Origin of the sequence: Mesorhizobium montanum, from assembly GCF_033977145.1 — a bacterium.
Taxonomy (GTDB): Bacteria; Pseudomonadota; Alphaproteobacteria; order Rhizobiales; family Rhizobiaceae; genus Mesorhizobium; species Mesorhizobium montanum.
On sequence record NZ_JAVIJF010000001.1, the window covers coordinates 382,888 to 408,221 of the forward strand.

The 25,334-nt window shown below is 62.8% G+C and carries 27 protein-coding genes; 10 read left to right on the top strand and 17 right to left on the bottom strand.

What is annotated here, in order from left to right; translation table 11 throughout:
• Position 1: 1 nt before the first annotated feature.
• On the bottom strand, positions 2 to 934 hold the full coding sequence (locus tag RFM68_RS01805; RefSeq protein ID WP_320230934.1) for a VOC family protein: 933 nt from the start codon (positions 932 to 934) through the stop codon (positions 2 to 4).
• Between the two features lie 214 nt (positions 935 to 1,148).
• Between RFM68_RS01805 and RFM68_RS01810 the strand changes: the two genes are divergently transcribed.
• A complete protein-coding gene (locus tag RFM68_RS01810; RefSeq protein ID WP_320230935.1) occupies positions 1,149 to 2,717 on the top strand; it encodes an alkaline phosphatase family protein in 1,569 nt (522 codons plus the stop codon).
• Positions 2,718 to 2,823: 106 nt separating this feature from the next.
• On the opposite strand, the gene RFM68_RS01815 is transcribed toward RFM68_RS01810, so the two are convergent.
• The gene (locus tag RFM68_RS01815) at positions 2,824 to 4,197 is read right to left on the bottom strand and encodes a PRC-barrel domain-containing protein (RefSeq protein WP_320230936.1); all 1,374 of its coding nucleotides are present in this window, start codon (positions 4,195 to 4,197) and stop codon (positions 2,824 to 2,826) included.
• 250 nt (positions 4,198 to 4,447) lie between these two features.
• On the opposite strand from RFM68_RS01815, the gene RFM68_RS01820 reads away from it, so the two are divergent.
• On the top strand, positions 4,448 to 5,368 hold the full coding sequence (locus RFM68_RS01820; protein ID WP_320230937.1) for a diacylglycerol/lipid kinase family protein: 921 nt from the start codon (positions 4,448 to 4,450) through the stop codon (positions 5,366 to 5,368).
• An 8-nt stretch (positions 5,369 to 5,376) separates the two neighbouring features.
• Here RFM68_RS01820 and RFM68_RS01825 read toward each other — a convergent pair whose 3' ends face one another.
• The 3 genes from RFM68_RS01825 to RFM68_RS01835 form a co-directional block, all read right to left on the bottom strand.
• A complete protein-coding gene (locus RFM68_RS01825; protein ID WP_320230938.1) occupies positions 5,377 to 5,580 on the bottom strand; it encodes a hypothetical protein in 204 nt (67 codons plus the stop codon).
• Between the two features lie 302 nt (positions 5,581 to 5,882).
• Positions 5,883 to 6,347 carry a phage holin family protein gene (locus RFM68_RS01830; protein WP_320230939.1) on the bottom strand — a complete coding sequence of 155 codons (465 nt, stop codon included), beginning with the start codon at positions 6,345 to 6,347 and terminating at the stop codon, positions 5,883 to 5,885.
• Between the two features lie 6 nt (positions 6,348 to 6,353).
• A complete protein-coding gene (locus RFM68_RS01835) occupies positions 6,354 to 6,680 on the bottom strand; it encodes an ElaB/YgaM/YqjD family protein (protein WP_320230940.1) in 327 nt (108 codons plus the stop codon).
• A 533-nt stretch (positions 6,681 to 7,213) separates the two neighbouring features.
• On the opposite strand from RFM68_RS01835, the gene RFM68_RS01840 reads away from it, so the two are divergent.
• On the top strand, positions 7,214 to 7,594 hold the full coding sequence (locus tag RFM68_RS01840; RefSeq protein WP_320230941.1) for a response regulator: 381 nt from the start codon (positions 7,214 to 7,216) through the stop codon (positions 7,592 to 7,594).
• A gap of 38 nt (positions 7,595 to 7,632) precedes the next feature.
• Here the strand turns inward: RFM68_RS01840 and RFM68_RS01845 are convergent, their stop codons facing one another.
• A complete protein-coding gene (locus RFM68_RS01845) occupies positions 7,633 to 8,184 on the bottom strand; it encodes an RNA polymerase sigma factor (RefSeq protein WP_027166584.1) in 552 nt (183 codons plus the stop codon).
• A gap of 3 nt (positions 8,185 to 8,187) precedes the next feature.
• Positions 8,188 to 8,391 carry a NepR family anti-sigma factor gene (locus RFM68_RS01850; protein WP_320230942.1) on the bottom strand — a complete coding sequence of 68 codons (204 nt, stop codon included), beginning with the start codon at positions 8,389 to 8,391 and terminating at the stop codon, positions 8,188 to 8,190.
• A gap of 203 nt (positions 8,392 to 8,594) precedes the next feature.
• Between RFM68_RS01850 and RFM68_RS01855 the strand changes: the two genes are divergently transcribed.
• The 5 genes from RFM68_RS01855 (at position 8,595) to RFM68_RS01875 (ending at position 12,095) form a co-directional block, all read left to right on the top strand.
• Positions 8,595 to 9,389 (top strand): response regulator, encoded by a 795-nt coding sequence (locus tag RFM68_RS01855; protein WP_320230943.1) that lies wholly within the window; start codon positions 8,595 to 8,597, stop codon positions 9,387 to 9,389.
• Between the two features lie 172 nt (positions 9,390 to 9,561).
• Positions 9,562 to 9,726, top strand: a complete 165-nt coding sequence (locus RFM68_RS01860) for a DUF1328 domain-containing protein (protein ID WP_018429836.1) — start codon at positions 9,562 to 9,564, stop codon at positions 9,724 to 9,726.
• A gap of 233 nt (positions 9,727 to 9,959) precedes the next feature.
• The gene (locus tag RFM68_RS01865; RefSeq protein ID WP_320231050.1) at positions 9,960 to 10,931 is read left to right on the top strand and encodes a sensor histidine kinase; all 972 of its coding nucleotides are present in this window, start codon (positions 9,960 to 9,962) and stop codon (positions 10,929 to 10,931) included.
• A 265-nt stretch (positions 10,932 to 11,196) separates the two neighbouring features.
• Positions 11,197 to 11,367, top strand: a complete 171-nt coding sequence (locus tag RFM68_RS01870) for a hypothetical protein (RefSeq protein ID WP_320230944.1) — start codon at positions 11,197 to 11,199, stop codon at positions 11,365 to 11,367.
• 482 nt (positions 11,368 to 11,849) lie between these two features.
• Positions 11,850 to 12,095 carry a YMGG-like glycine zipper-containing protein gene (locus RFM68_RS01875; protein ID WP_320230945.1) on the top strand — a complete coding sequence of 82 codons (246 nt, stop codon included), beginning with the start codon at positions 11,850 to 11,852 and terminating at the stop codon, positions 12,093 to 12,095.
• Positions 12,096 to 12,189: 94 nt separating this feature from the next.
• Here RFM68_RS01875 and RFM68_RS01880 read toward each other — a convergent pair whose 3' ends face one another.
• From RFM68_RS01880 to xylF, 4 genes are all read right to left on the bottom strand, one after another.
• Positions 12,190 to 13,830: a CHASE domain-containing protein gene (locus tag RFM68_RS01880; protein ID WP_320230946.1), complete on the bottom strand. Its 1,641-nt coding sequence runs from the start codon at positions 13,828 to 13,830 to the stop codon at positions 12,190 to 12,192.
• A 252-nt stretch (positions 13,831 to 14,082) separates the two neighbouring features.
• Positions 14,083 to 14,883: an ATP-binding cassette domain-containing protein gene (locus RFM68_RS01885; protein ID WP_320230947.1), complete on the bottom strand. Its 801-nt coding sequence runs from the start codon at positions 14,881 to 14,883 to the stop codon at positions 14,083 to 14,085.
• Positions 14,884 to 14,896: 13 nt separating this feature from the next.
• Positions 14,897 to 16,249 carry a sugar ABC transporter permease gene (locus RFM68_RS01890; protein WP_320230948.1) on the bottom strand — a complete coding sequence of 451 codons (1,353 nt, stop codon included), beginning with the start codon at positions 16,247 to 16,249 and terminating at the stop codon, positions 14,897 to 14,899.
• A 231-nt stretch (positions 16,250 to 16,480) separates the two neighbouring features.
• Positions 16,481 to 17,521, bottom strand: a complete 1,041-nt coding sequence (xylF, locus tag RFM68_RS01895; RefSeq protein WP_320230949.1) for a D-xylose ABC transporter substrate-binding protein — start codon at positions 17,519 to 17,521, stop codon at positions 16,481 to 16,483.
• A 269-nt stretch (positions 17,522 to 17,790) separates the two neighbouring features.
• On the opposite strand from xylF, the gene RFM68_RS01900 reads away from it, so the two are divergent.
• Complete coding sequence (locus RFM68_RS01900) at positions 17,791 to 19,035, top strand: ROK family protein (RefSeq protein WP_320230950.1); 1,245 nt, start codon at positions 17,791 to 17,793, stop codon at positions 19,033 to 19,035.
• 156 nt (positions 19,036 to 19,191) lie between these two features.
• Positions 19,192 to 19,629: a VOC family protein gene (locus RFM68_RS01905; RefSeq protein ID WP_320230951.1), complete on the top strand. Its 438-nt coding sequence runs from the start codon at positions 19,192 to 19,194 to the stop codon at positions 19,627 to 19,629.
• 129 nt (positions 19,630 to 19,758) lie between these two features.
• Here RFM68_RS01905 and phoB read toward each other — a convergent pair whose 3' ends face one another.
• The 6 genes from phoB to pstS form a co-directional block, all read right to left on the bottom strand.
• Positions 19,759 to 20,448 carry a phosphate regulon transcriptional regulator PhoB gene (gene phoB / locus RFM68_RS01910; protein ID WP_010911896.1) on the bottom strand — a complete coding sequence of 230 codons (690 nt, stop codon included), beginning with the start codon at positions 20,446 to 20,448 and terminating at the stop codon, positions 19,759 to 19,761.
• Between the two features lie 19 nt (positions 20,449 to 20,467).
• On the bottom strand, positions 20,468 to 21,175 hold the full coding sequence (phoU, locus tag RFM68_RS01915) for a phosphate signaling complex protein PhoU (protein WP_320230952.1): 708 nt from the start codon (positions 21,173 to 21,175) through the stop codon (positions 20,468 to 20,470).
• A gap of 20 nt (positions 21,176 to 21,195) precedes the next feature.
• A complete protein-coding gene (gene pstB / locus RFM68_RS01920; RefSeq protein ID WP_320230953.1) occupies positions 21,196 to 21,999 on the bottom strand; it encodes a phosphate ABC transporter ATP-binding protein PstB in 804 nt (267 codons plus the stop codon).
• Complete coding sequence (pstA, locus tag RFM68_RS01925) at positions 21,996 to 22,847, bottom strand: phosphate ABC transporter permease PstA (protein ID WP_320230954.1); 852 nt, start codon at positions 22,845 to 22,847, stop codon at positions 21,996 to 21,998. The genes pstB and pstA overlap by 4 nt, the downstream gene beginning before the upstream one ends.
• A gap of 3 nt (positions 22,848 to 22,850) precedes the next feature.
• Positions 22,851 to 23,834 carry a phosphate ABC transporter permease subunit PstC gene (gene pstC, locus RFM68_RS01930; RefSeq protein WP_320230955.1) on the bottom strand — a complete coding sequence of 328 codons (984 nt, stop codon included), beginning with the start codon at positions 23,832 to 23,834 and terminating at the stop codon, positions 22,851 to 22,853.
• 65 nt (positions 23,835 to 23,899) lie between these two features.
• Entirely contained in the window at positions 23,900 to 24,955 is a 1,056-nt protein-coding gene (gene pstS / locus RFM68_RS01935; protein ID WP_320230956.1) for a phosphate ABC transporter substrate-binding protein PstS, read from the bottom strand.
• Positions 24,956 to 25,334 lie beyond the last annotated feature (379 nt).

Genomic DNA, 25,334 nt, shown 5'->3' on the forward strand with positions numbered 1-25,334 from the left:
TTCAGTCTTCCAGCTTCTGCAGATGCTGTTCGAGATAGGGCCTGAGATGCTGGTGCTGCGTCGGCAGCTTCAGCGCCTCGCCGAGATGCGCGGTGTCCTCGTCGCGGTCGAAGCCAGGCTCGTTGGTCGACACCTCGAACAGCACGCCGCCCGGCGTGCGGAAATAGATCGCCCAGAAATAGTCGCGATCGATGACCGGTGTCACGCCGTAACCCGTGTCGACCAGCGCCTTGCGCACTTCGAGCTGCTTGGCGCGATCCTCGACCGCGAAGGCGACGTGATGCACCGAACCGGCGCCGAGATTGGCGAAGCCGGCGCTGGGCAGCGATTCGATGTCGACGACATCGGCGCCATTGCCGTTCTTGATCGCCAGCCGGCGGACGTTGCCCGACTTGTCGACCTCCTCATAGCCCATGAACTTCAGCAGCTCTTCGGTGGCGCCGCCGTCCTTCAGCCTGAGCGAGACCGAGTGAAAGCCGCGGATCGCCTCGTCGCCGGGAACCCCGCCCTTGACCCAGGGCGCTCTGCTGTCGGCCTTGTCCTCGACCAGCGCAAAGCTGTCGCCGTCGGCGCCGGTGAAGGTGAGGCGCTTCTCGCCAAAGCTTTCCGAGCGGGCAACATTGCCCACGCCCTCGTCGGCGAAGCGCTTTTCCCAATAGGCGAGCGTGCCTTCCGGCACCGAGAATACCGTGGCGCCGACCTCGCCGACGCCATGCCGGCCCCTGGCGATATCGGGGAAGGGGAAATAGGTCATCACCGAGCCCGGCGTGCCGACCTCATCGGCGTAGTAGAGATGGTAGACGTCCGGCGCGTCGAAATTGACCGTCTTCTTGACCCGGCGCAGGCCGAGCTTCTTGGTGAAGAACTCATTGTTGCGGCGCGCATCGCTGGCCATCGAGGTCACGTGATGCAGGCCCCTGATCTGATCGAGCATGATGTTGCTCCTTCCCTTGTCCTTGTGCGGCCCTCGCCGCTGTCCACGCCAATATGAGGATAGCCTGGCCGGCGGCAAAGCGGGCAAACACAGAATGGACTGTGTCATAAAAGTGAACGATCATGCGAAATATGTTCACCAATCTGTCACCGCGGGTTGGCTTGCAACGCCGATGATTTCCGTTCCATCTGGGCGCTTCCACAAGGAGAGGATCTTGGACAATCCGACGCGCCGCCCGAATGTTCTTCTCATCACCTGCGACCAATGGCGTGGCGATTGCCTGTCGGCGGCCGGCCATCCGGTGGTGCAGACGCCGAATGCGGATGAGCTCGCCGCCGAGGGCGTGCTCTTCCGCCGCCACTATGGCGGGGCCGCGCCTTGCTCGCCGGCCCGCGCCTGCCTCTATACCGGCCTCTACCAGATGAACAATCGCGTCTGCCGCAACGGCACGCCGCTCGACGCGCGCCACGGCAACATCGCGCTTTCGGCGCGCGCTGCGGGCTATGACCCGACCCTGTTCGGCTACACCGATGTCTCGCTCGATCCGCGCCTGCTTGCGGCCCAGGATCCTCGGCTGCGCAGCTATGAAGGCGTGCTGCCCGGCTTCACCGTTCGGCAGTTTTTGCCCGAGCATCAGAAGCAATGGCTGTCATGGCTGCGGGCGCAAGGTATCGACACCAGCGCCGGCAGTCCTGACATCCACCGTCCGGCCAACGGGCAAGCGCGAGGTGACATAACCAACGCGCCGCCGGTCTATGCGAAGGACCAGACGCCGGCCGCTTTCTTAGCCGGCGAATTCATCCGCTGGCTTGGCGAGCAGGAGAAAAACTTGCCATGGTTCGCGCACATCTCCTTCATCAGCCCGCACCCGCCCTTCATCGTGCCGGAGCCCTACAACACCATGTACGACCCAGCCGACGGTCCCGCTTTCAGGCGCGCGGCAGACTGGCAAGCCGAGGCCGGGAGCCACCCCTACCTCGCCTACGATCTTGCCAAGCAGAAAAGGACAAAGTTCGCCCCCGGCATCGAAGGCATGGTGCCGGAATGGAGCGAGGAGAACTTCCGCCGCATCCGTGCGATCTATTACGGCATGATCTCCGAGGTCGACGCACAGCTTGGCCGCATCTGGCAAGCCATCAAATCAGCGAGCGCCTGGGACGACACCGTCATTGTGCTCACCTCCGACCACGCCGAGATGATGGGCGACCATTTCATGCTCGGCAAAGGCGGCTTCTTCGACGCCAGCTACCATATTCCGCTGATCATCCGCGATCCGGGCCGCAGAGCCGCGGCCGGTTCATCCGTGGACCATTTCACCGAGGCCGTCGACATCTTCCCGACCTTGCTCGACCTGATCGGCGCTCCTGCGCAGCGCCACCTCGACGGCCATTCGCTCGCGCCTTGGATCGACGGTAAGGAGCCGGAGACCTGGCGCGACGCCGCGCACTGGGAGTTTGACTTCCGCACGGTCGCCGGGGGCGAAGCCGAGTGCCATTTCGGCATCGGGCCGCGCGGCTGCAACCTCGCCGTCATTCGTACGGCGGACTTCAAATACGTGCATTTCGGCGGTGGCCTGCCGCCGCTGCTTTTCGACCTGACCAAGGATCCGGGCGAACTGAACAATTTGGCTGACGATCCGGCCTATCTGCGGCTGCGACTGGAGTTCGCCGAGAAGATGCTTGCCTGGCGCGCCGCGCAGCTCGATCAGTCGCTGGCGTTGGCCGAGCTGACGGAAGACGGCGTGGTCGGCCACGTGGCCGAGGCAATAGGCAGTAGGCAGTAGGCAGTAGGCAGTAGGCAGTAGGCAGTAGGCAGTAGAACCATCGCAAGCGGCGCGGTGCCTGGCCAGCTGATGTTCCCTGTTCCCCCTACTGCCTACTCACTGATCCCTACCGTATGATCATCCGCTGCTGGTCGCGCTTGGCGGCATAACTGCCCTTGTCATAGGCCGTCTGCGCCTGCAGCTGTTCCTTGGTGAAGTTGGTGTAGAGATATTTCTTGCCGTTCTTGTCGGTCATGAATTTGAGCTTGTCCATGCCGACCGCCACTTCCTTGGCGCCGATGCCGAGGAAGCCGCCGACGTCGACGATCACCGCATCCGGCTTGTTGTTGTCGGGCATCAGCACGACGTCGCCGATGGAACCGATCTTGGCATCGTTGGCGCCATAGACGGTGGTGCCCTTGAGGTCGTCGACCCTGATATTGCCCATCGGCATCTCGGTCAGTGTCGACTTGTCGATCGAGGCGGTCTTCGTCTGGTCGGTAGCGGCGGCACTCGTGTCGGCCGGCTTGTTCTCAGCCGTGGTGGCCGGGGCCGGCGTCGCGGGCTTGGTCTCGGCGGTCGCCTGGGCCGGCTGCGCCGGCTTGGCTCCCTTGTCGGAGGTCGTGTCCGACGATGCCACCGCAGGCGTCGTCGTGACCGGGGCATTGTTTGCAGCCGCGGTAGAGCCGGGTGCCGGATCATAGGCCTTGCGGTTGAAGTCGGGCTGCGCCTGCATCTCCTCCTTCGTCGTCTCGGCCACCAGCCAGCGGTTGCCGTTCTTCTCAGCCCATTTTGCCTTGGCGAAGTCGAAGGTGACATTCTTCGTGCCGATGCCAAGGAAGCCGCCGACGCCGATCACCAGCGATTGCGCCTTGCCGTCCTTGGCCAGCACGATGTCCATTACGTCGCCGATCTTCTGGGCGTCGTCCGCGGTTCCGTTATAGACCGACGCGCCCATGATGTTGGTGGCGAGGTTGCCGTCCGCTTTCTTCACCGGTTCGGCCGGTTGCGCGGCGGCTTGCTTCTGCGTTCCTGTGGTATCGGTCGCCGCAGGCTGCGTCGCGTCGGCCGACTGCGCCGGCGCGGGATCATATGGCTTGCGGTCGAAGGCTGGCTGGGCGTTCAGCTCATCCTTGCTTGTCTTGGCCACCAGCCAGCGGTCGCCATTCTTCTCGGCCCATTCAAGCTTGCTGTAGTCGAAGGCGACATCCTTCTTGCCGACGCCGAGAAAGCCTCCGACTCCGATAATGGCGGATTTGGCCTTGCCGCTGGAATCGAAGACGACATCGTCGACCTTACCGATATTCTGGGCATCGTTTCCGGTGCCGTTATAGACTGACTCGCCGATGGTGTTGGTCATCAAGGTTCCATCGGCACGGATCACAGGAGCCGGATTTTCGGCTGCCGGAGGCTGCGATGGCGCAGGCGTGGCCGTCTGCGCAAAGGCGCCGGTTGCAAGCAGCGTTGCAAGCGCGGTTGTCGCAAAAAGAGTGCGGATCATGATGGTCTCTCCTCGTGCCTGATTCATGCGCGCCGCACCGCCGGCCTGGCCACCTTGGCGCGCAGACCGCATGCGGCTTGTTCCACAGCTTCACAACGTTGTGACCAAGGCGTTGTTCCCGAAAAGCTCCTACCGCGCCGCCGTTCCGGATTCCCGGCTGGTCAAGGAACCTTTGCGCCGCCTTTTCGTTTCAGCTTGCGGCTGAGGGGTTCTTTATCGACCTGAAATGATTGAAAAAACGGAGCGGGGCATGCGTTTTGCTGCGGTGCTGAACCGGGACGGCGGCACCTTGCGCACCATCGATATGGACGCGTTTTCCGATCGGCTCCGCCAGACGCTCGAAGCGGCAGGGCATTCGGTAGAGATCGATATCGTCGCCGGCCGCGACATCGCCACGGCGCTGGAAAAGGCTATCGCCAGGCGCAATGTCGATGTTGTTCTCGCCGGAGGCGGCGACGGCACGATTTCCACCGCGGCGTCCCTTCTCATGAACAAGAAGAAGGCGCTGGCCATTTTACCCGCCGGCACGATGAACCTCTTTGCGCGCGGCCTGGGCATCCCGCAGACACTGGAAGCGGCGCTGCAGTCCTTTGCCGATGGCGAGGTGATCGCCGTCGATATGGCGACCGCCAACGGCCGGCCTTTCGTACATCAGTTCTCGGTCGGCATGCATGCCAGGATGGTCCAGCTGCGCGCGACCATGGATTTCGGTTCGCGCCTTGGAAAGATGCAGGCTTCAGTCCGCGCCGCATGGGCGACGATCAAGAACCCACCCGCTCTCAAGGTCAGCCTGAGCGTTGGCAAGACCGAGATCGTCACCCGCACGACCGGCATCGGCATCACCAACAATCTGTTCGGCGAAGGTCATCTGCCCTATGCCGACAACCCGGCCGGCGGTGTGCTCGGCATTTATGTCAGCGTCGCGCGCCGGCGTCATCACCTGGCGAAGCTGCTGCTGGACATGCTGCGCGGCAGGTTGCGCCAGAGCGCGCATGTCGAAGTGCATCAGGCTGGCAAGGTTGTGCTGAAAATCCACTCGCCCACCAGGAAGTTCCGTGCCGTCATGGATGGCGAATTGATCAGGCTCGAGCGCGAAACCACGATCGAGATTCACCCCGGCGCGCTGAACGTGCTTGTTCCGTCACGCAACGCGCAGGCTAAGGCGGCGTGATGGAAAGATCAGCTTCCCTGGGTGGATTTCTGCGCGGCGGGCGGAGCCGCCGGCACGGTCTGCTGCGTCGTCGGCGACTTGATCAGCTCTCCGTAAATCTCGACCGCCCCCCACGCAATGAAGGCCAGCAACAGCCCGGCGATCAGGATTCTGAGAGCATGCCAGCCCCAATGCCCTTGGCGTGCTTTGTCTTCAGGTACGATCTTGGTCACTATTGGCCTCCATACTGCGCGGCCGCGGGCGCTTCAGGCACGTATATGGTCGGGTAACGGGCACTGTCCGGGAAGGTTCCGCGTCGGGGGCGGCGTTCAACCAAGCAACTTATTGCGTGTATGCGGCGACCCGATTGCGTGATGTTGTGGGACCTGCAAGGCGGGATAGTTTGCGTCGCCAGGGCTTTGGTTCGATCCTCATCCGCCGCAGCCTTGCCAAGGTCATCGACAGCGACGCTCGAGCCGTTCTTCGAGCCGTTCTTGAAGTGAGCGGCTCGTCGTTTGTGTGCACCGATGTACTTCTAAGGCATGTCTTCCGGGTCCGGCTTGAACGGCCTGGGCTTGGCGTTCTCGCGATAGATGGCGTAGGCGACGACCGCCAGGGCGGGCGCGACAATGGCCCCCAGCCCGCCCTTGCTCTTGGCAAGTGCCGGAAGCAGGGCAAGTGCTGCGGTAATGCCAACCGCCGTCATGTCGGCCTGCCGCCGTCGTGCGCGCCGTCTGTTGCGCATCCCGGTTGCCAGCTTGTGGATGACCAGGATCAAGCCCGCAACCACCAGGAATCCGATGCCGATGCCAAGGCTGGTCGCCAGTGGTCCGTAACGCGCCGCCAGCCAGATATAGGCGGCGCCGATGAGGAAGCCGACTCCGCACAAGGTAAAAATGGCGGCAAGTCCGTAAAGAATTGCCGTCGTCCTCGCTCTTTGCAAAGCAGCCATGGCCTCGCCCGAGGCAAGGGCCGAGATCAGCGAGACAAGCGCCCCCATTTGCGGTTAGCGGCGGGAAAGAAGGGCGAAGAGGAAGCCGATGCCTGCCGCGATCGCCAGCGACGTCACCGGCTTCTCGCGCACTTTCGCTATCAGCTGTGCTTCTACATCCTCGGCGCTTCCGCGCATACTCTCGAACGCGGCTTCACCCTGAGCGCGCAATTGTTCGACGCCATCCGCGGCAGCGCGTCGGGCCGCGCCATAGCCATGTTGGCCGGTCTTGGCGAGTTGCTCGGTGAGTTTCTGGATATCCGCTTTGAGTTGCTCGATATCGGCCTCCAGGTCGGCGGTGGTTGCTTCGTTCGTCGCGGATTTGCCGGCAGCGGTTGCCATTCTCTAACTCCTTGCGTTTGCTTGGATTTCAACGTCTGTTCTGCGCCAAGGTTCCGGGGGTTCGCGGTCAAATCCCTAATCAGCGGCCTGGGTTCTTCGCCGAGGCCTTCCCAGCGGGCGAGCTTCTTCAGTCCGTCGTAATCGATCACTTCGCTTGTAGCCAAACGCCCAGCCCGAAAGTGCCGTATAAAGAGAGCGCTATGGCTGCCCTCGACCAATACGGTCACCCCTTTGTCGACTGACGGTTCGCCGCGCTTGAAGTTGCTGATAAATGACAATTCCTGCTTGTCGAATTTGCCAAAAGCGGGCAACGGCCACAGCGGGCATTCTTCGCAAGGGTATTGACGACTGGCAACCGGACGTGCGCTTTGGCTGGACATTTCGACCCCTCTTCGAAATCCCTGCCCTTACGGGCGCAGGAAAACGCTTGAGAACGGTACGGGTTCCGCCAGGCGTCACGCCCATGTCTTTTTTAAATGACATGCCGACGAATTCCACGCATGAGTGCGGCCCTGCCGAGGAGACACTGATAAGTGCCAGCATTGCTTGACGGACTGCGTATTCTCGTCCTGGAGGACGAGTTTCTGATCGCGATGGACGTCGAGCAGCTTTGCCGGGAGCACGGCGCCGCGGATGTGACGGTCGCGCGCGAGCTTGGCGAGATCGACGGGCTGGCGCTGCCTTCGCGCTTCGACGCCGCAGTGGTCGATCTGATGCTTGACGGCGTTTCGACCCTGGATTTCGCCGCGCGGCTGCGCAGCGAGGGCGTGCCGTTCGTATTCGCGTCAGGCTATTCGGATTCGGATGAAGTCAAGGACTCATTCCCGGATATTCTGCTGGTGACCAAGCCTTACTCGGGCGGCGATCTGATCGAAGCCGTGGCCATCGCCTGCGGGCGCGCGAGCGCGGGTTGACGGGGCCATCGCCGCGGTAAGCATCGTAGTGGTTCGGCTCAAGCCGCGTTCGAACCCGTCACCTGCGCCGAAATCGCGTCGGGCCCGAACTCGTCCTCTCCGGAAATCTTGAGAATCTCCTGCAGCCTGGTGCGCGCCCGGCTGACCCGGCTCTTGATCGTGCCGACCGCGCAACCGCAGATTTCGGCCGCTTCTTCGTAGGAGAAGCCGGAAGCGCCGATCAGGATGATGGCTTCGCGCTGATCCTCGGGCAGTTGCTCGAGCGCGCCGCGGAAATCCTTGAGGTCGAGCTGGCCGTGCTGAGCCGGGTGAACGGCAAGCCTGGCCGTCATGATGCCGTCGCTGTCTTGCACTTCGCGGCCGCGTTTGCGCATCTGCGAATAGAATTCGTTGCGCAGGATGGTGAATAGCCAGGCCTTGAGATTGGTGCCCGGCTGGAAACTCTCATGCTTGTCCCACGCCTTGACCAGCGTTTCCTGGACGAGATCGTCGGCCCGGTCGGCGTTCTGCGTCAGCGACACGGCGAAAGCGCGCAGGCTCGGGATCGCACCGAGCAGCTCGGTCTTGAAGCTCTGGGATACCGCCGCCATGCCTCAGTCCTTTTTCTGGGCAGGTTCGGTCTTTTCCAGCTGGCTGAGCAACTGAGCGAAACGGTCCGGCACGTGATCCGAAACCAACTCGTCATAATATTGCTTGAGCTTGCGGGCAATTTCGGAGTTTGCTCCAAGCGGGTTGCCATCCCCGTTCCGATGCCTGCTTGCGGCATCAGCCATCTGTTTTTTTGACATTTCTTTCATAGTCGCCCTAATTTCCAGCACGCGAACCGCTCTTCGATTTCAAACCACAACGCAAGCGGAACCCTTGTCTGGTTGCCCATCCCGAACCGCGAAACGCCCGCCTGCTAATTTAGTTCCACTCCCGGCGGAACTTTTTCTGAAAGCCGGCGTTTGAAATCAGCATGGCCTTAAACGTGCAGCGTCATCTGAGGGAGACGTAAATAATGAGTTTGTCCGCAACCATCGCCCCGCATCTTCCGTTCCTGCGCCGCTTCTCGCGGGCGGTATCGGGATCGCAGGAGAGCGGTGACGCGCTGGTCGCAGCGATGCTGGAAGCCATCATCGCCGATACCGACATCTTCCCCGAAGCCTCCAGCGACCGCATCGCGCTGTACAAGGTTTTCGCCAGGCTGTTCACGTCAGTGGCCATCCGCGTGCCGCAGGAACAGGCCCAGACCGCCTGGGAACAGCGGGCCGCGGCCAATCTGAATGCGATCGCGCCCCTGCCGAGGCAGGCTTTCCTTCTGGTGGCCGTCGAGGGCTTCAGCGAGGACGAGGCGGCGGAAATCCTCGATGTCGACGAGGATGAGTTCTCGGAACTGCTTGCCCAGGCGAGCAACGAGATTTCCCGGCAGGTCGCGACCGACGTGCTGATCATCGAGGATGAGCCGCTGATTGCCATGGACATCGAGGAGATGGTCGAAAGCCTCGGCCACCGCGTCGTCGGCACGGCGCGCACGCATGCCGAGGCGGTGGCCATGTTCGGCAAGACGCGGCCGAAAATGGTCCTGGCCGACATTCAGCTTGCCGACGGCAGCTCGGGCATCGAAGCCGTCAACGAGATTTTGTCCTCGACGCCGGTGCCGGTGATTTTCATCACCGCCTTCCCGGAACGCCTGCTGACCGGCGAGCGCCCGGAGCCGGCCTTTCTGGTCACCAAGCCGTTCAATCCCGACATGGTCAAGGCTTTGATCAGCCAGGCGCTGTTCTTCGACCGTCAGGCTAAAGCCGCCGCCTGATCCCTTCCGAAGCCTATGGATTTGAGCGTCTTGCGAGGCCTTTGCGCCTCGTTTGACGCCTGTCTGTTTTGCGGTCTGAAAAGCCCTTTCAAGGGGATCGTCTTTTTCAGCAAATGGTGGAACAAACGGCACCGGGCCACGTTCTTTTCCCGACATAAGAAGGAGACGCATCATGCTGTACTGGGCGCTCGTATTTCTCGTAGTTGCAATCATCGCCGGCGCGCTTGGGTTCGGCGGCATCGCCGGTACATCGGCAGGCATAGCGCAGATCCTGTTCTTCATCTTCCTCGCCTTCCTGGTGATTTCGCTCATTGCAGGTCTCTTCAGGAGAGCCTGACCGCAACACTGGAAGCCGCACCCCTCAAACGGTTTCCAGCCACCGCCGGGCGGCGCCTCCAAAGGGCACTGTCCGGCGGACCGTTTTTGGAGCCAACAATTTCGGGGCGTCGGTGCCATGCGGAACCAGTTGCGAATTGAGCCGTTCAAGGACCGAGTGCGGGGATGTTTCCAATACCTTCCGAGGGTCCCACGAAAGACAGGGTTGAAAAGCAGGACGGCGACGTGATCGCGATGCATCCCGCAGAGAACGGGATGCATCTGGGGCGGGCCTTGCTTCATGCCCTGCACAATGCCGGAATTTCGGTGCTCTACCAAGATCGGCAGATGGAGACCGTCTGGGCGCGCAACATGAACGCGCCTTGGGCATCCGAAACGGCTGATGGCAAGGATTTGCTTTCGCAGGCGCAGGCCGAACGCATAAGGGCCGCCAAACTCAAAGTGATTGAATCCGGCAATGCGGAACAGTTCGAGCTCAGTCTTCCGGGAAGCCAGGGCGCCCGTTGGTTTCAGCTTTGGATCGATGCCGACCGCGGGGAAGCCGGCGAAGTCCTCGGTGTCGTCACCACTATGGTGGAGACGACAGAGCAGAAGCGCCGCGAGCAGACGCTGAAGGCGTTGTTGCGCGAAGTCAGCCATCGATCGAAAAATCTCCTGGCTATCATCCAGAGCATCGCCACCCAGACCGGGCGCTATACGGAGACGCTTGGCGAGTTCCTGGCGCGGTTTCGGGGCAGGCTGCAATCGCTCGCTTCCTCGCAGGACCTGGTCACATCCTCCAACTGGCGGGGAGCCGCGCTGCAGGAGCTTGTATCCGGCCAGGTCGGCCGCTACAGCAGCGATCTGGCGCAAAGCCTGCGCTTCGCGGGCGAAAATCCTTATCTCAATCCCAACGCCGCCCTGCATATCGGCCTGGCCATGCACGAGTTGGCCGTGAATTCCGTGAGCTATGGCGCGTTGTCGCGGCCGGACGGCCACGTCGAGGTGCGGGCAAGGCTTGAGCCTGAAGCCGGACCCTCGCCCAACCTTTTGCTGACCTGGAGGGAGGCGGTCGGCGACGCGCCGCGCAATGAAAAGCGCTTTGGCAGCGTGGCACTGGAGCGCGTCGTGCCGATGTCGCTGAATGGCTCCGCGACGCTCGAAATCGGCAAAGACCGTATGGAATACCGCCTCACCGTCCCGCACGGAAATTTCGAGACGGATTGATTGCGCCGCCGGTGTTCCGGAGCTTTGCCGGCTAGAGCAAATTCAGGAAAAGTGGGAACCGGTTAGGCTCGACGCCTTCGCCGTAGCCTTCCGTCCGGAATTGCGTTGAAACAAAGAGATAGAGCGGTTCAGCGTCTCCGTGAAACGCTGACCCGCTCTACGGCCCTTAACCGGCTGTTCACCATAAAGCCCGATCCTGTGCTCCCGGCTAACGATGCGCCGGAAAACCCATCCGCGCCCCGGCGCGCGACCTGGGAGACTAAAAATGATGGCTGCCGACATGAACAGGCTGGAGCAGGCCGCCCGCGTCTCGATGAGCGGCTTCCAGGATGCCGAGCCACCGCCGGCGCCACGATCATCTCATCTTTCGCTCCGCCTTGGCGCGATCGCCCTTCTCGCCGCCGTGGCCCTGGCCGCGGCCTGGCAATTGTTCTGACCCCCCGCGCGCGACTTTGACACCCGACTGATGCATGTCGCCCAAAAATGCGCAGCGGTTTTGGGCGACATGCATCAAAACGAAGACTTAAAGCGCGCCGCTTGAATCCGTTTCATCGCGACGCGCTCTAAAGTCCGGACCCGGAACTTCTGTTCGCCGGGAATCGTTGTGCGCACGCTTGTGACGCCGAAATGCACTTCGCCCTCGGCGATCTGCGGGGTCAGGCGCCCCGCATCATCGGCAAATGCCTCGCCGTCGATCCGGCGCTGGAGGACGATTACGACCAGATCGTCTGGAAGTGCACCCCGACGGCACGCTGGTCGCACCCCTGGAGGTTTCCGGCATGCTTGTCGCGTCGAACGGCGAGCGTCCCCGAAAGACTATCTTAGGCAACAGTGAAATCGAACGGGCACAGCATGCTTTTTCATGCTAAATGGCTGCTGGCACTGCCAAAAGCGAGGACAAAAGTGAGGAGCAATTCTATGCGGAACATGATCATTGCCATGATTGCCCTGGTCGCTGTCAGCGGCTGCACCAGCACCGAGAAGGACGTCGTCGGCGGCGGCCTGATCGGCGCCGGGATAGGCGGCCTGGTCGGCGGCGGCAAAGGTGCGCTGATCGGCGCGGCGGTCGGCGCCGGGTCGGGCCTCCTGGTTCGCAACCTGCGCAACGGCTATTGCCAGTATCGCGATCATCGCGGCCGGATCTACACGGCTCGCTGCAACTAGCACCGGAAAGAACCGGAGGCCGGGAACCGGCCTCCGGTTCTTTTGAATTCAAAATTCAAGTCGCTGCTTCGCCCGCCACCAAGGGTTTTTGGGCTCACATGGCCTGCGGGATCCTGATTTCCACCTTTAGTCCATCGTCGCGGTAATCGCGCGCGATCGTGCCGCGCAATTCGCGCGTGACGTTGAGATCGATCAGCTTGGTGCCGAACCCCGTTTTGGCCGGCGCTTCCAGTTTCTTCTGACCCGCTTCGCGCCAGTTCAGAACCAGCGTCCGCTCGCGGCCGCGCCCTTCGACGCTCCAGTCGACCTTGAGAACCCAGCTTCCCTTCAGGGAATTGGTCGAGCTGCCGACTTCGCCATATTTCAGCGCGTTGGTGGCGAGTTCGTGGAAGGTCAGCCCGAGTGCCTGCGTCGTCGTCTCGTCGAGCAGCACTTCCGGCCCGGACAACACGCCTTCGGGGAGGTCCTTGCCGAACACCTGCCCGAGTTCGATACGTAGAAGATCGCCGAGAGCGGCCTTCTGCCAGCGCGAGCGCGTGAGCATATCCTGGGATGCCGCCATGGCCTGGAGGCGTGCCGAGAACGATGCGGAAAACTCCTTGACGTCGGTGGCTTGCGAGGCCGTCTGCCGCGCGATCGCCAGCACGCGGGTGATCGAATTCTTGATGCGATGCTTCATTTCCTGCAGGATCAGGTCCTTTTCCAGCAGGCTCTTTTCGGTCGCCTCGTGCAGCGCCGATTTCGCGTCATAGGCACGCTCCTGATAGCGCGCCACCAGGGCGATAGCGCCGGCAAGCAGCAATCCGAACATTCCAAGCATCACCGGAATGGCGCGCGAGGACGGTGGCTCGAAGGCGCTTGTCGGCCTGAACAGCACGGTCCAGGGCCGGCCCGCGACGACGATATCGCGACGCGCCAAAAGCCTCGCGCCGATACGTTCCGCCGGTGGTGCTTCCGAACGGAAAAGCAGATTGCCGGCCTCCGGCTTGCCGTCATAGACCTCGACATTGACCGGCAGCAACGGCGAATGGCTGAGCGCGACCTGGAACAGGTCGCCGGCGCGGAATGCGGCATAAAGAAAGCCGGCCGTCGAGGAGCGGCTTGCATTGATGACGTCGGGGGCGGTTTCGACGTTCAGCCGCACGAACACCAGGAAACCCGTGAAGGTTTGCGCCACGCCGGCGCCTTGGCCAAGCTGCACCACGCCGCTCGCATGTTGCTGGTCGTCGGCCATCGCCTTTTCGATTGCGGCGCGCCGTACCGGCTCGCTGAACATGTCGAAGCCGATGATCGACTGGTTGGACGTGTCGAGCGGCTCGAACAGCACGATGGGCGTCCGCCACGGCTGGGTCGTGGCGGGATATACCGGGTGGGCCGATCCATGCTCGTGCAGGATGTCGCGTTCGACCGCGGCCTCGTCGCCGGTTTTGGCGAGCCTGAGGAAGCCTATGCCGCGCAGGCCGGCAAAGTTGTCGCCGATGTTCAGCGCGGTGAAGAAAGCGTTGAATTCGCCGCGCGTGATGTCGCCGTTGCGCGCATCGAACAGCGCCTGCGTCGAGCGCAGCAGCGACAGATGCAGGTCGATGCGGCTTTCGATGCGGCTGAGCGCGTCGTCGGCGATGCCTTCGAATTTTATCCGCGCCGCCTCTTGCGTCGCGAAATAGGCGAAGCCCGCCATCGTCAGGCTGATCAGCGCGACGGCTATGAAGGCGACGATGGGAAAGAGTTTCTTCAACAGCCGGAGGTCCAGGAACGGTCGGACCTTTATGGGCAAGTCTGGATGACAAGACAATGGCGAGGCCAAACCATCAAGGCGGCTGGTATAGGAGCCGGCCGCCGACAGCCGGCCAGAGCGGTTCACCGTTTCATGGAAACGGCGAACCGCTCTGTCTCTTTGTTTTGACGCAATTCCGGACGGAAGGGCTACGGCGAAGGCGCCGAGCCTAACCGTTTCACACTTTTCCTGGAATTGCTCTGATTCATCGTGTCATGCCGCGATCTTCAGCGCGCCTGGCCCGGGGATGGCGCCAGGTGGGCATTTGCCGAGGATAATCATGCCGAGCACCTCGTCCTGGGTGACATCGGTCGTGCGCGCGGTGCCGACCACCTGGCCGTTCTTCATCACGCAGACCCGGTCGGCGAGTTCGAACACGTCGTGGATGTCGTGACTGATCAGGAAGATGCCGATGCCGTCGGCCTTGAGCTGTCTGACCAGTTCGCCGACCTGGGCCGTCTCCTGCGGGCCGAGTGCGGCCGTCGGCTCGTCCATGATCAGGATGCGGGCGTCGAACAGGATCGCACGCGCGATCGCCACCGACTGCCGTTGTCCGCCCGACAGCTTGATGACCGGCTCCTTGAAGCGCTGGAAGCGCGGATTGAGCCGACCCATCACCTTGCGCGCCTGGGCTTCCATGGCGGCGTCGTCGAGCGTGCCCCAGCCCGTCATAAGCTCGCGGCCGAGGAAGAGATTGGCCGCGGCATCGACATTGTCGGCCAGTGCCAGCGTCTGGTAGATCGTCTCGACGCCGTATTTCTTGGCGTCGCGCGGGTTGGAGATCGAAGCCTCCTCGCCATTGACGAATATCTGTCCGCCGTCGCGCTTGTAGGCGCCGGACAGGATCTTGATCAGCGTCGACTTGCCGGCGCCGTTGTGGCCGAGCAGCGCCATCACCTCGCCGGGGAAAAGGTCGACGGACGCGTCGTCGACAGCGCGGATGCCGCCGAAGGCGATCGAGACGTTGCGCATATCGACCAGCGGAACGCCTGCGGAAGCGGTTTTCTCTGTCATGATGTTCTCCCCCTCAGACGCGCTTGCGGTAGACGGTGTCGAGCCAGACGGCGATGACCAGCACGGCGCCGACGACGATGCTTTGCAGCGGCGAGTCGACGCCGAGCAGCACCATGCCGGACTGCAGCGACTGCATCAGCAACGCGCCCAGCATGGCGCCGAGCACGGTGCCGGAACCGCCGGCGAGCGACGTGCCGCCGATGACCGCCGCGGCGATGACCAGGAGCTCGTCCAGGGTGCCGAGCGCATTGGTCGATGAATTCTGCCTGGCCGACGAGATTGCCGCCGCGATCGTCGCCAGTACGCCCATGATCATGAATACCTTCATGGTGATCCAGCGCGTGTTGATGCCGGCAAGGTTGGCTGCTTCCGGATTGCCGCCGATGGCAAAGACATAGCGGCCGAAGCGCGTGCGCTTGGTGACGAAGGTCATGATCAGGCCGACGGCGACCGCCATCAGCACCGGAATGGCTATGCCATGCGCGATGAACAGCCCGCCTTCGGGAACGGTGATGTTGTTGGCGGCGGCGTAGCGGTTCACGATGCCGACCGGCCACGGATAGGAGTTGGCGAGCCACACCGCGCCCAGGATGATCGCGCAGGTGACCGTGGCCAGCAGCGTCTCGGCCCAGACCGGACGCAGCGGGAAGCGGAAGCGCTTGCGCTGCACGCGGCCGTTGAAATGCATGAATACGACAGCCAGGCAGGCGACGATGCCGACGGCCCAACTCCATCTGGCGCCGATCGAGCCCGCCGGGCCGCCACCCATCAGCTGGAACGTGGCGTCGAGCGGCGCCACCGTCTGGCCGCTGGTGACCCACCAGGCAGCACCCCGCCATACCAGCAGTCCGCCCAGCGTCACGATGAAGGCCGGCACTTCGAGATAGGCGATGATGAAGCCCTGGAAGGCGCCAATGAGCAGGCCGAGCGCCAGGCCGATCAGCAAGGCCAGGATCCAGATCCAGGGATTGCCCAGTTCAAGCCCGACGAAGCGCACCAGGAAATGCACCTGGGCAAAACCCATGACCATGCCGATCACACCTTCGGCCGATCCGACCGACAGGTCGATGTTGCGCATGACGATGACCAGCACCATGCCGGAGGCCATGATCGCCACGGCCGAAGTCTGCACCGACAGGTTCCAGAGATTTCGGGGCGTGAGGAACGTGCGGCTGTCGAAGTCGAGCGGATTGACGCCAAGACGCAGGCTGGAGATCACATGCAGCCCGATCCAGATCAGGAGCAGCGCGCCGATCATGCCGAGCATGCGGGTGTCGAGCTCGGTTGCCTTCAGGAACCGGGCGACGGCGCCGAGTTCCGACGCGCGCGCGGTGTCTGCCTGTGAGGTAGACGTCGTGTCGGTCATGATTTTCTCCCGCCGGCTTGTCCGTCTGACGCGGACACCGGGACCAACCTAGAAGCTATCCGCCAGAGGCGGAAACACAAATCTTTTTGAGAAAACGCCGCGGCTTTAAAGCAATTCCAGGAAAAGTGCGTAGCGGTTTTCCGTCCGGGATTGCGGCAACAAAGAACTGGAGCGGTTCAATGAACCGCTCCAGCCCGCGGCGCAAGTAACGTGATCGAACGTCGGTAAGGCTTAGTTGCAAACCTTGACGCTGCCGGCGGCAACGCCGGCGCAGACTTCGTCCTTCTTGATCCAGCCGGCGTCGATGACGACGTTGAGATTGTCCTTGGTGATCGCGACCGGTGTCAGGAACAGCGACTTGACGGTGTTGCCGCCGGGCGTCGTGAAGTCCTTGGCGCCGGCGATGTCGGCCATCTTCTTGCCATCGGCGAGCTGCGAGGCGATCTCGGCGGCGTTCTTGCCGAGCTCGCGCGCGTCCTTCCACACCGACACGGTCTGCGTGCCGAGCGCGATGCGGTTGAGCGCCGCATGGTCGCCGTCCTGGCCCGAGACCGGAACGGTGCCGGCCAGGCCTTGAGCCGTCAGCGCCGCGACGACGCCGCCGGCGGTGCCGTCATTGGCCGCCACCACCGCGTCGACCTTGTTGTCATTGGCGGTCAGGAACTGCTCCATGTTTTTCTGCGCATTGGCTGGCAGCCAGCCGTCCGTATAGGCCTCGCCGACATTCTTGATCTTGCCGCTGTCGATCGCGTCCTTCAGCACCTCCATCGAGCCCGCGAACAGGAAATCCGCATTCGGATCGGAGCCCGAGCCCTTGATGAAGACGTAATTGCCTTCCGGCTTGGCCTTGAACACCTCACGGGCCTGCATGCGGCCGACTTCCTTGTTGTCGAAGGTCAGGTAGAACACGTCCTTGTTCTCGATCAGGCGGTCGTAGCCGACGACCGGGATGCCTTCATCGAGCGCCTTCTGCACCGCCGGGCCGATCGCCGAGGCATCCTGCGCCAGGATGATCAGCGCGTTGGCGCCTTGCGAGATCAGGCTTTCGACGTCGGTCAGTTGCTTGCCCGGATTGGACTGCGCGTCGGCCGAAATATACTTGTCGCCGGCGGCCTCGATTGCCTTCTTCATCGCCGCTTCGTCGGTCTTCCAGCGCTCTTCCTGGAAATTCGACCACGAGACGCCGATTACCTTGTCCTTCGCCTCGGCTACCGACGCCAGTGTCAACGACATGGCAACGCCCGCCAGAATGGCGGCTGCGAATTTTTTCATGATATCCTCCCTGCGCCCTGTGCGGCGCGACCCAGACTGGCCCGAAGGCCGGCACAGAGGCTTTTTTTCGAGCCTCAAAAAAATAGTGATCCAGCAAAACGACACTGTCAACTGAGATTCTGATGGCTTTTGATGGGTCCGGCCATTTTTTTCGACGTCCGCAATAAATAATGACATGGGCTTTGGCTTCTGCCACTATCCCTAGCGTGTCGGCGACAGGCCATGGCATCATCACAAGGCCGCGATGACCCGGGAGGACGTGCGAGACGATGTCGGTCGGAATCCGCCATGACGATTTGCGCCGGCGCAATCGCGCCATGGTGATTTCGGCCGTGCGCCGCGCCGGCCAGCCCTCGCGGACGGAGATTGCCGCCACCACAGGGCTCAGCCACTCGACCATCTCGGCGATTTCCGCCGACCTGATCCAGGAGGGCATTCTTACCGAAAGCAAGGCCAACGAGCCGACGGCGTTGAAACGCGGCCGGCCGCAGATCGGCCTTGCGCTGAACCCTGAAGCCGCCGCGGTGCTGACCGTGGTGTTGTCGCTGAATTTCCTGTCGGTCGCCGTGATCGACTATGCCGGCCAGGTGATTGCCGAGGAACAGCAGCGCCTGGACACGCTTGTCATGCCGCGCGACCAGCTGATCGGCGAATGCATGGCAATCGTCCGGCGCCGGCTGCAGGATCCCGACCTCGACCTGGGCAGTGTCGCGCGTATCGCCATGGGTATTCAGGGCATCACCGACACCCATGCACGCGCCATGCTGTGGTCGCCGATCACGCCGTTGACCGACATTCCTTTTGCCGACATCCTCGAGACGGAATTCGGCATCCCAGCCACCATGGAGAACGACTGCAACATGATGGCGGTGGCGCTGCAGTGGCGCGACCCCGAGCGCTATCGCGACGACTTCATCGCTATCCTGCTCTCACATGGCATTGGCATGGGCCTTGTGCTGAAGGGCACGCTGTTCACCGGCACCCATTCCTCCGGCGGCGAGTTCGGCCACATGATCCACCGCCCGGGCGGCGCGCTTTGCCGTTGCGGCCGCCGCGGCTGCGTCGAGGCCTATGCCGGCAATTATGCGATCTGGCGCAGTGCCATGAAGATGGGCGAGGACGCCGAGCCGGTCGACGTCGGCGACGCCGATATGCGGGCCCTTGCCGCGAAGGCGCGCGAGAAGGACGGCCCGGAGCGCGAGGCCTATCGCCGGGCGGGCGAGGCGCTTGGTTTCAGCCTCGGCAGCCTGTTTGCGCTGATCGATCCGGCGCCTGTCGCGATGGTCGGCGTCAGCGCCGCCGCCTTCGACCTGATCGAGCCGGCGCTGCGGGAGGCGATCGCCCAGACCGCCGGCGGCCAGCACTCGAAATCGATCTCCTTCGACACCGAGCCGAACGAATTGCCGCTGATCCGCGAAGGCTGCGCCATGCGCGCGCTGACCTTCGTCGACCAGGAGATTTTCGCTCCCGGTGTCCAATCTAGGACCGGCGCGGCGGGGAAGAACGTGGCCTGAGGCGGCGTTGACACGCGTGGCTCATCGCCAACGTTCGGGATTGGCTGCTGCCTCCCGCGGGTCATCCCAGGTCCGCGCGTCGCCTCGCTGCCTGCCGCGCCGGAAGTATCGAACCCGTCCGTTGTCAGACCCGACCACATCTTGTAGATCGGACACATGGCGCTCAAACGGATGGACAACATAGGAATCGTCGTCGAGGATCTCGCGACGACGATTGATTTCTTTCGCGAGCTCGGCCTCGAGCTCGAAGGTCGGGCTATGATCGAAGGAGAATGGGCCGGACGTGTCACTGGGCTGGGCGATCAGCGCGTCGAGATTGCCATGATGCGCACGCCGGACGGCCACGGCCGGCTCGAGCTCTCCCGCTTCCTCACACCGCCTGCCGTCGCGGATCACCGCAACGCCCCGGTGAATGCTCTGGGCTACCTCCGCGTGATGTTCACCGTGGACGACATCGACGAGACGCTTGAAGGGCTCCGCAAGCGCGGCGCGCATCTCGTAGGCGAAGTAGTCCAGTATAAAGACGCGTATCGGCTCTGCTACATCCGAGGGCCTGAAGGGCTTCTCATCGGAATCGCCCAAGAACTCGGCTGAGCGTAATACGAAGACGGTGACCGAGCGACCAATGTCAGCGAGCGCATCTCACCAGAGCAATTCCAGGAAAAGTGTGACACGGTAGGCTCGGCGTTTTCGCCCGTAAGCCCTTCCGTCCGGAATTGCGGCCTAATCTTCCCTGATTGCGTAGCCTGCCCCGCGGATGGTGCGGATGACGTCCGGCATGCGGCCGTTGTTGACGGCCTTGCGCAGGCGGCCGACATGCACGTCCACGGTCCGCTCGTCGATATAGATCGTCTCGCCCCAGACATTGTCGAGCAGCTGGCTGCGCGAGAACACGCGGCCGGGATGGCGCATCATGAATTCGAGCAGCCGGAACTCGGTCGGGCCGAGCCTGATCTCGCTCTTTTTGCGGTAGACGCGATGCGATTCGCGGTCGAGCACGATGTCGCCGACCTTGAGCACGCTGGACAGCACCTCCGGCTTGGCGCGGCGCAGCAACGCCTTGACACGCGCCATGAACTCCGGCGTCGAGAACGGCTTGACCAGATAGTCGTCGGCGCCGGTCGAGAGGCCGCGCACGCGGTCGCTCTCCTCGCCGCGCGCCGTCAGCATGATGATCGGCAGCCGCTCGGTCTCGGGCCGCATCCTGAGACGCCGGCAAAGCTCGATGCCGGAAACCGCCGGCACCATCCAGTCGAGTACGAGCAGGTCGGGAACGTTTTCCTGCAGGCGGATTTCGGCCTCGTCGCCGCGGGTCACCACTTCGACCTGGTAACCTTCGGATTCGAGGTTGTAGCGGAGCAGCACCCCCAGCGGCTCCTCATCCTCCACCACCATGATGCGTGGCGCGATCATTGGCAGATAACCTTTTCCGTCACGCCGCCGGCGCCGACATTGCCGTCTCGTCCTGCTTCGGGCGGTTCGCGGGCAATTGCGTGCCGGTCAACACATAATAGGCGTTCTCGGCGATGTTGGTCACATGGTCGCCGATGCGCTCGAGATTCTTGGCGCAGAACAGAAGATGCGTGCAAGCGGTGATGTTGCGCGGATCTTCCATCATGTAGGTCAGGAGCTCGCGGAAGACGGACGTGTATTTGACGTCGATGCGCTCGTCGTCGTTGCGAAGCTTGGCCAGCGCCGTAGCATCGCCCACCGTATATTCCTGTATCACCGCCTGGACCTGGATCAGCACCAACTGCGCCATGGAATCGATCGAATGCGTGAGATCGCGCGGCGCGGCGCTGATGCCGACGGCGCCGACGCGCTTGGCGATGTTCTTGGCCAGGTCGCCGATGCGCTCGAGGTCGCCGGCCATGCGGATCGAGCCGACCACGTGGCGCAGGTCGTCCGCCATCGGCTGCCGCTTGGCGATCAGCGTGATGGCGCGGTCGTCGAGCTCGCGCTGCCGCGCATCCATGATGGCGTCTTCGGAGACGACGCGCTGCGCCAGCGCATTGTCGGACTCGAGCAGCGCCCGGGTCGAAGCGCCGACCATGGAACCGGCAAGGTCGCCCATGTCGTTGATGAGCCGGCTGATCTGCCTCAGATCCTCGTCGAAGGAAGCGACGGTATGTTCGGCCATAATGATGTCCTCGTATGAACTCAGCCGAAGCGGCCAGTGATGTAGTCCTGCGTGCGCTTCTCGCGGGGCGAGGTGAATATCTTCTCGGTCCGGTCGAACTCGACCAGCTCGCCGAGATACATGAACGCCGTCTGCCGCGATACGCGCGCCGCCTGCTGCATGTTGTGGGTGACGATCACGATGGTGTAGTCGGCCTGCAATTCGTCGATCAGCTCCTCGATCTTGGCGGTCGACAGCGGATCGAGCGCGGAGGCCGGCTCGTCGAGCAGTATCACCTCGGGCTTCACCGCCACCGTGCGGGCGATGCATAGGCGCTGCTGCTGGCCGCCGGAGAGGCTGAGGCCGCTGGCGTTGAGCTTGTCCTTGACCTCGTTCCAGAGCGCGGCGCGCTTCAGCGCCTGCTCGACGCGGCTGTCCATCTCGGCCTTGCCGATCTTTTCATAGAGCCTGACGCCGAAGGCGATGTTTTCGTAGATTGACATCGGGAACGGCGTCGGCTTCTGGAACACCATGCCGATCTTGGTGCGCAGCAGGTTGAGGTCCTGCGAGCGGTCGAGGATGTTCTTGCCGTCGAGCAGCACCTGCCCTTCCGCGCTCTGCTTCGGATAGAGCTCGTAGATGCGGTTGAGCACGCGCAGCAGCGTCGACTTCCCGCAGCCCGACGGCCCGATGAAGGCGGTCACGCTGCGCTCGGGCAGGGACAGGTTGATGTCCTTCAGCGCTTTCGACTGGCCATAGTAGAAATTGAGGTTCTTGATCTCGATCTTGGCCTTCTCGACGGTCGTGTCGGCTACGTTCAGATCCGTGGACAACATCGGTTTCATCTGTCCTCTCTGCGTCCGGTTAGGCTGCGGGCGAAGATGCTCAGCCCGAGAACCGTCAGGGTGATTATGAGTGCGCCCGTCCAGGCCAGCTGCTGCCATTCCTCGTAAGGGCTGAGGGCAAACTGGAAGATGGTCACCGGCAGGCTGGCCATCGGGGCATTGAGATTGCTCGACCAGAACTGGTTGTTGAGCGCGGTGAAGAGCAGCGGCGCGGTCTCGCCGGAGATGCGGGCGATCGCAAGCAGGATACCGGTGACGATGCCCGACATTGCCGCGCGGTAGGCGACCGAACGGATCACCACCCAGCGCGGCGCGCCGATGGCGGTGCCGGCTTCGCGCAAGGCGTTGGGCACCAGGTTGAGCATGTCCTCGGTGGTGCGCACCACGACCGGGATGACCAGGATGGCCAGCGCGACGGCGCCGGCGATCGCGGAGAAATGGCCCATCGGCCGCACCATCAGCTCATAGACGAACAGGCCGATGATGATCGAGGGCGCCGACAACAGGATGTCGTTGATGAAGCGCACCACCGTCGTCAGCTTCGAGAAGCGACCATACTCAGCCATGTAGGTGCCGGCCAGCACGCCGATCGGCGTGCCGACGACGATGCCGATGATGGTCATCACGATGCTGCCGTAGATGGCGTTGAGAAGGCCGCCGGCGTCACCGGGCGGCGGCGTCATCTGCGTGAACACCGCCAGCGAGACGCCGGACAGCCCTTTGTAGATCAGCGCCCCGAGGATCAGCGCCAGCCAGGCAAGGCCGATGCCGGCAGCGACGACGCACAGCGTCATCATCACGCCGTTCTTTCTCTTGCGGCTGTTATGGAGTGCAAGGGATGTCGACATCGGTCAGGCTCCCGTGCGGGCGTCGATGCGCATCAGCATGTAGCGCGCGATGGCAAGGATGATGAAGGTGATGACGAACAGGATGAGGCCGAGCGCCACCAGCGAAGAGGTATAGAGGTCGCCGACGGCTTCGGTGAATTCGTTGGCGATAGTCGCCGAGATCGTCGTGGCAGGGGCAAACAGCGAGCTGCTGATGCGGTGGGCGTTGCCGATGACGAAGGTGACGGCCATGGTCTCGCCGAGCGCGCGTCCGAGAGCGAGCATGACGCCGCCCATGATGCCGACACGTGTATAGGGAATGACGACGCGCCGCGTCACTTCCCAGGTCGTGCAGCCGATGCCGTAAGCCGATTCCTTGAGCACCGATGGCACCGTGTCGAACACGTCCTTGCTGATCGAGGTGATGAAAGGCAGGATCATGATGGCCAGGATCATCGCCGAGGTCAGCAGGCCGATGCCATAGGGCGGGCCGGCAAACAGGTTGTTGAGGCCGGGAACGCCATGGAACAGCCAGATGATGAAGGGCTGCACGGTCGTCTGCAGGAATGGCGCGAAAACGAACAGCCCCCAGATGCCGTAGATGATCGAGGGAATTCCGGCCAGCAGTTCAACCGCCATGCCGATCGGGCGCCGAAGCGGCCGCGGGCAAAGTTCGGTGAGGAAGATGGCGATGCCGATGCCGATCGGCACGGCGATCAGGATGGCGATGGCCGACGTGATGACGGTGCCGTAGATCGGCGCCAATGCGCCGAATTTTTCGGTCACCGGGTTCCAGCTCTCGCTGGTTAAGAAGGAGAAGCCCAAGGCCGACAGGGCCGGCCAGGAGCCGGCAACCAGCGAGAAAGCAACGCCGCCGAGCAAGACCAGGACCAATATCGCGGCGGCTTTCGTCAATGCGCGGAAGATCGCATCGGTAAGGGCGAAGCGCCTGACCGTGGCATCGCGCGAACCACGAACGGCCGGCATGGCTTCCTGGACAGCACTCATGTCAGGTTCTGCTCTTTGGCTCGAGGACGAAAAGGAGCGCCGCGATGCGGCGCTCCTTCATTTTGTTACTCGCCGGCGTAGACGGGCTTGCCGCCGGCCTGGATGCCGGACTTCCACGAAGCCTTGATCAGGTCGACGACGCTGTCCGGGATCGAGACGTAGTCGAGCGTCTTGGCGGTTTCCTTGCCGTCCTTATAGGCCCAGGCGAAGAACTTGAGCGCCTCGCCGGTGGCGGCGGCGTCATCCGGGGTCTTGTGGATGAGCACCCAGGTCGAAGCAGCGATCGGCCAGGTGGCGTCGCCGGGCTCGTTGGTGATGATGACGTTGAAGTTCTTGGCGCCCTTGAAGTCGGCGTTCGAAGCGGCGGCGCCGAAGGATTCGAGCGACGGCTCGACAACTTTGCCGGCTGCGTTCAACATCTTCGAGTAGGAGAGCTTGTTCTGCTTGGCATAGGCGTACTCGACGTAGCCGATGCCGCCGTCGGTCTGCTTGACGGTGTTGGCAACGCCTTCGCTGCCCTTGGCGCCGACGCCCGTCGGCCATTCGACGGCGGTGTCCGAACCGACCTTGTCCTTCCAGTCGGGCGAGAGCTTCACGAGATAGTCGGTGAAGTTGAAGGTCGTGCCCGAGCCGTCCGAGCGGTGGACGACGGCGATGGCGGTCGAAGGCAGGGTGAGGTTCGGGTTGAGCGCCTTGATCGCGGCATCATCCCAGGTGGTGATGGCGCCGAGATAGATCTGGGCCAGGGTCTTGCCGTCGAGGACGAGCTCGCCCGGCTTCACGCCCTGAAGATTGACGATCGGCACGATGCCGCCCATCACCATCGGGAACTGCACGAGGCCGTTCTTTTCGAGGTCGGCGTCGGACATCGGCTTGTCGGTGGCGCCGAAGGTCACGGTCTTGGCGATGACCTGCTTGATGCCGCCGCCGGAACCGATCGACTGATAGTTGAGGCCGATGCCGGTGTCCTTCTTGTAGGTGTCGGCCCACTTGGCGAACACCGGATAGATGAAGGTCGAGCCGGCGCCGGAAAGATCGGCGGCCATGGCCGCGGTGAGCGTAACGGTGGATGCCGCAGCCATTGCAATCGCAACGGCCGCCGAGCGGATGAAGTGTCTCATATGGCCTGCTCCTGTTCGGAAGATGGTCTCTTGGCACCCGTGTCTGTCGGCGCCCGACGAGGGGCATAGCTCTCGATTATTACAGTCGCATGACAGTTTCATGTCAGCCCGGTAACGGCTGAACGGCGACGTCGGGAGAGGCCTGCGGCGGCCTCTCGGGGCCATCCGGAGTTTGCCGCGGGAATCAGCAACTTGTCTGACTTTTGAAACAAAATTTATCCCGGCGACCGAATCATGGTCGCCGGGAAATAAAATCCGGACGAGAGCGCGTTGCCTGAATGCCAGAGCGGATCATGGCCTGGCCATCGCCGAAAACAGGTCCGTTGGGGTAGAGTCGACGCTGTTTCTTGTTTGGCGGTCGCTGCTCCCGCCCGTAACC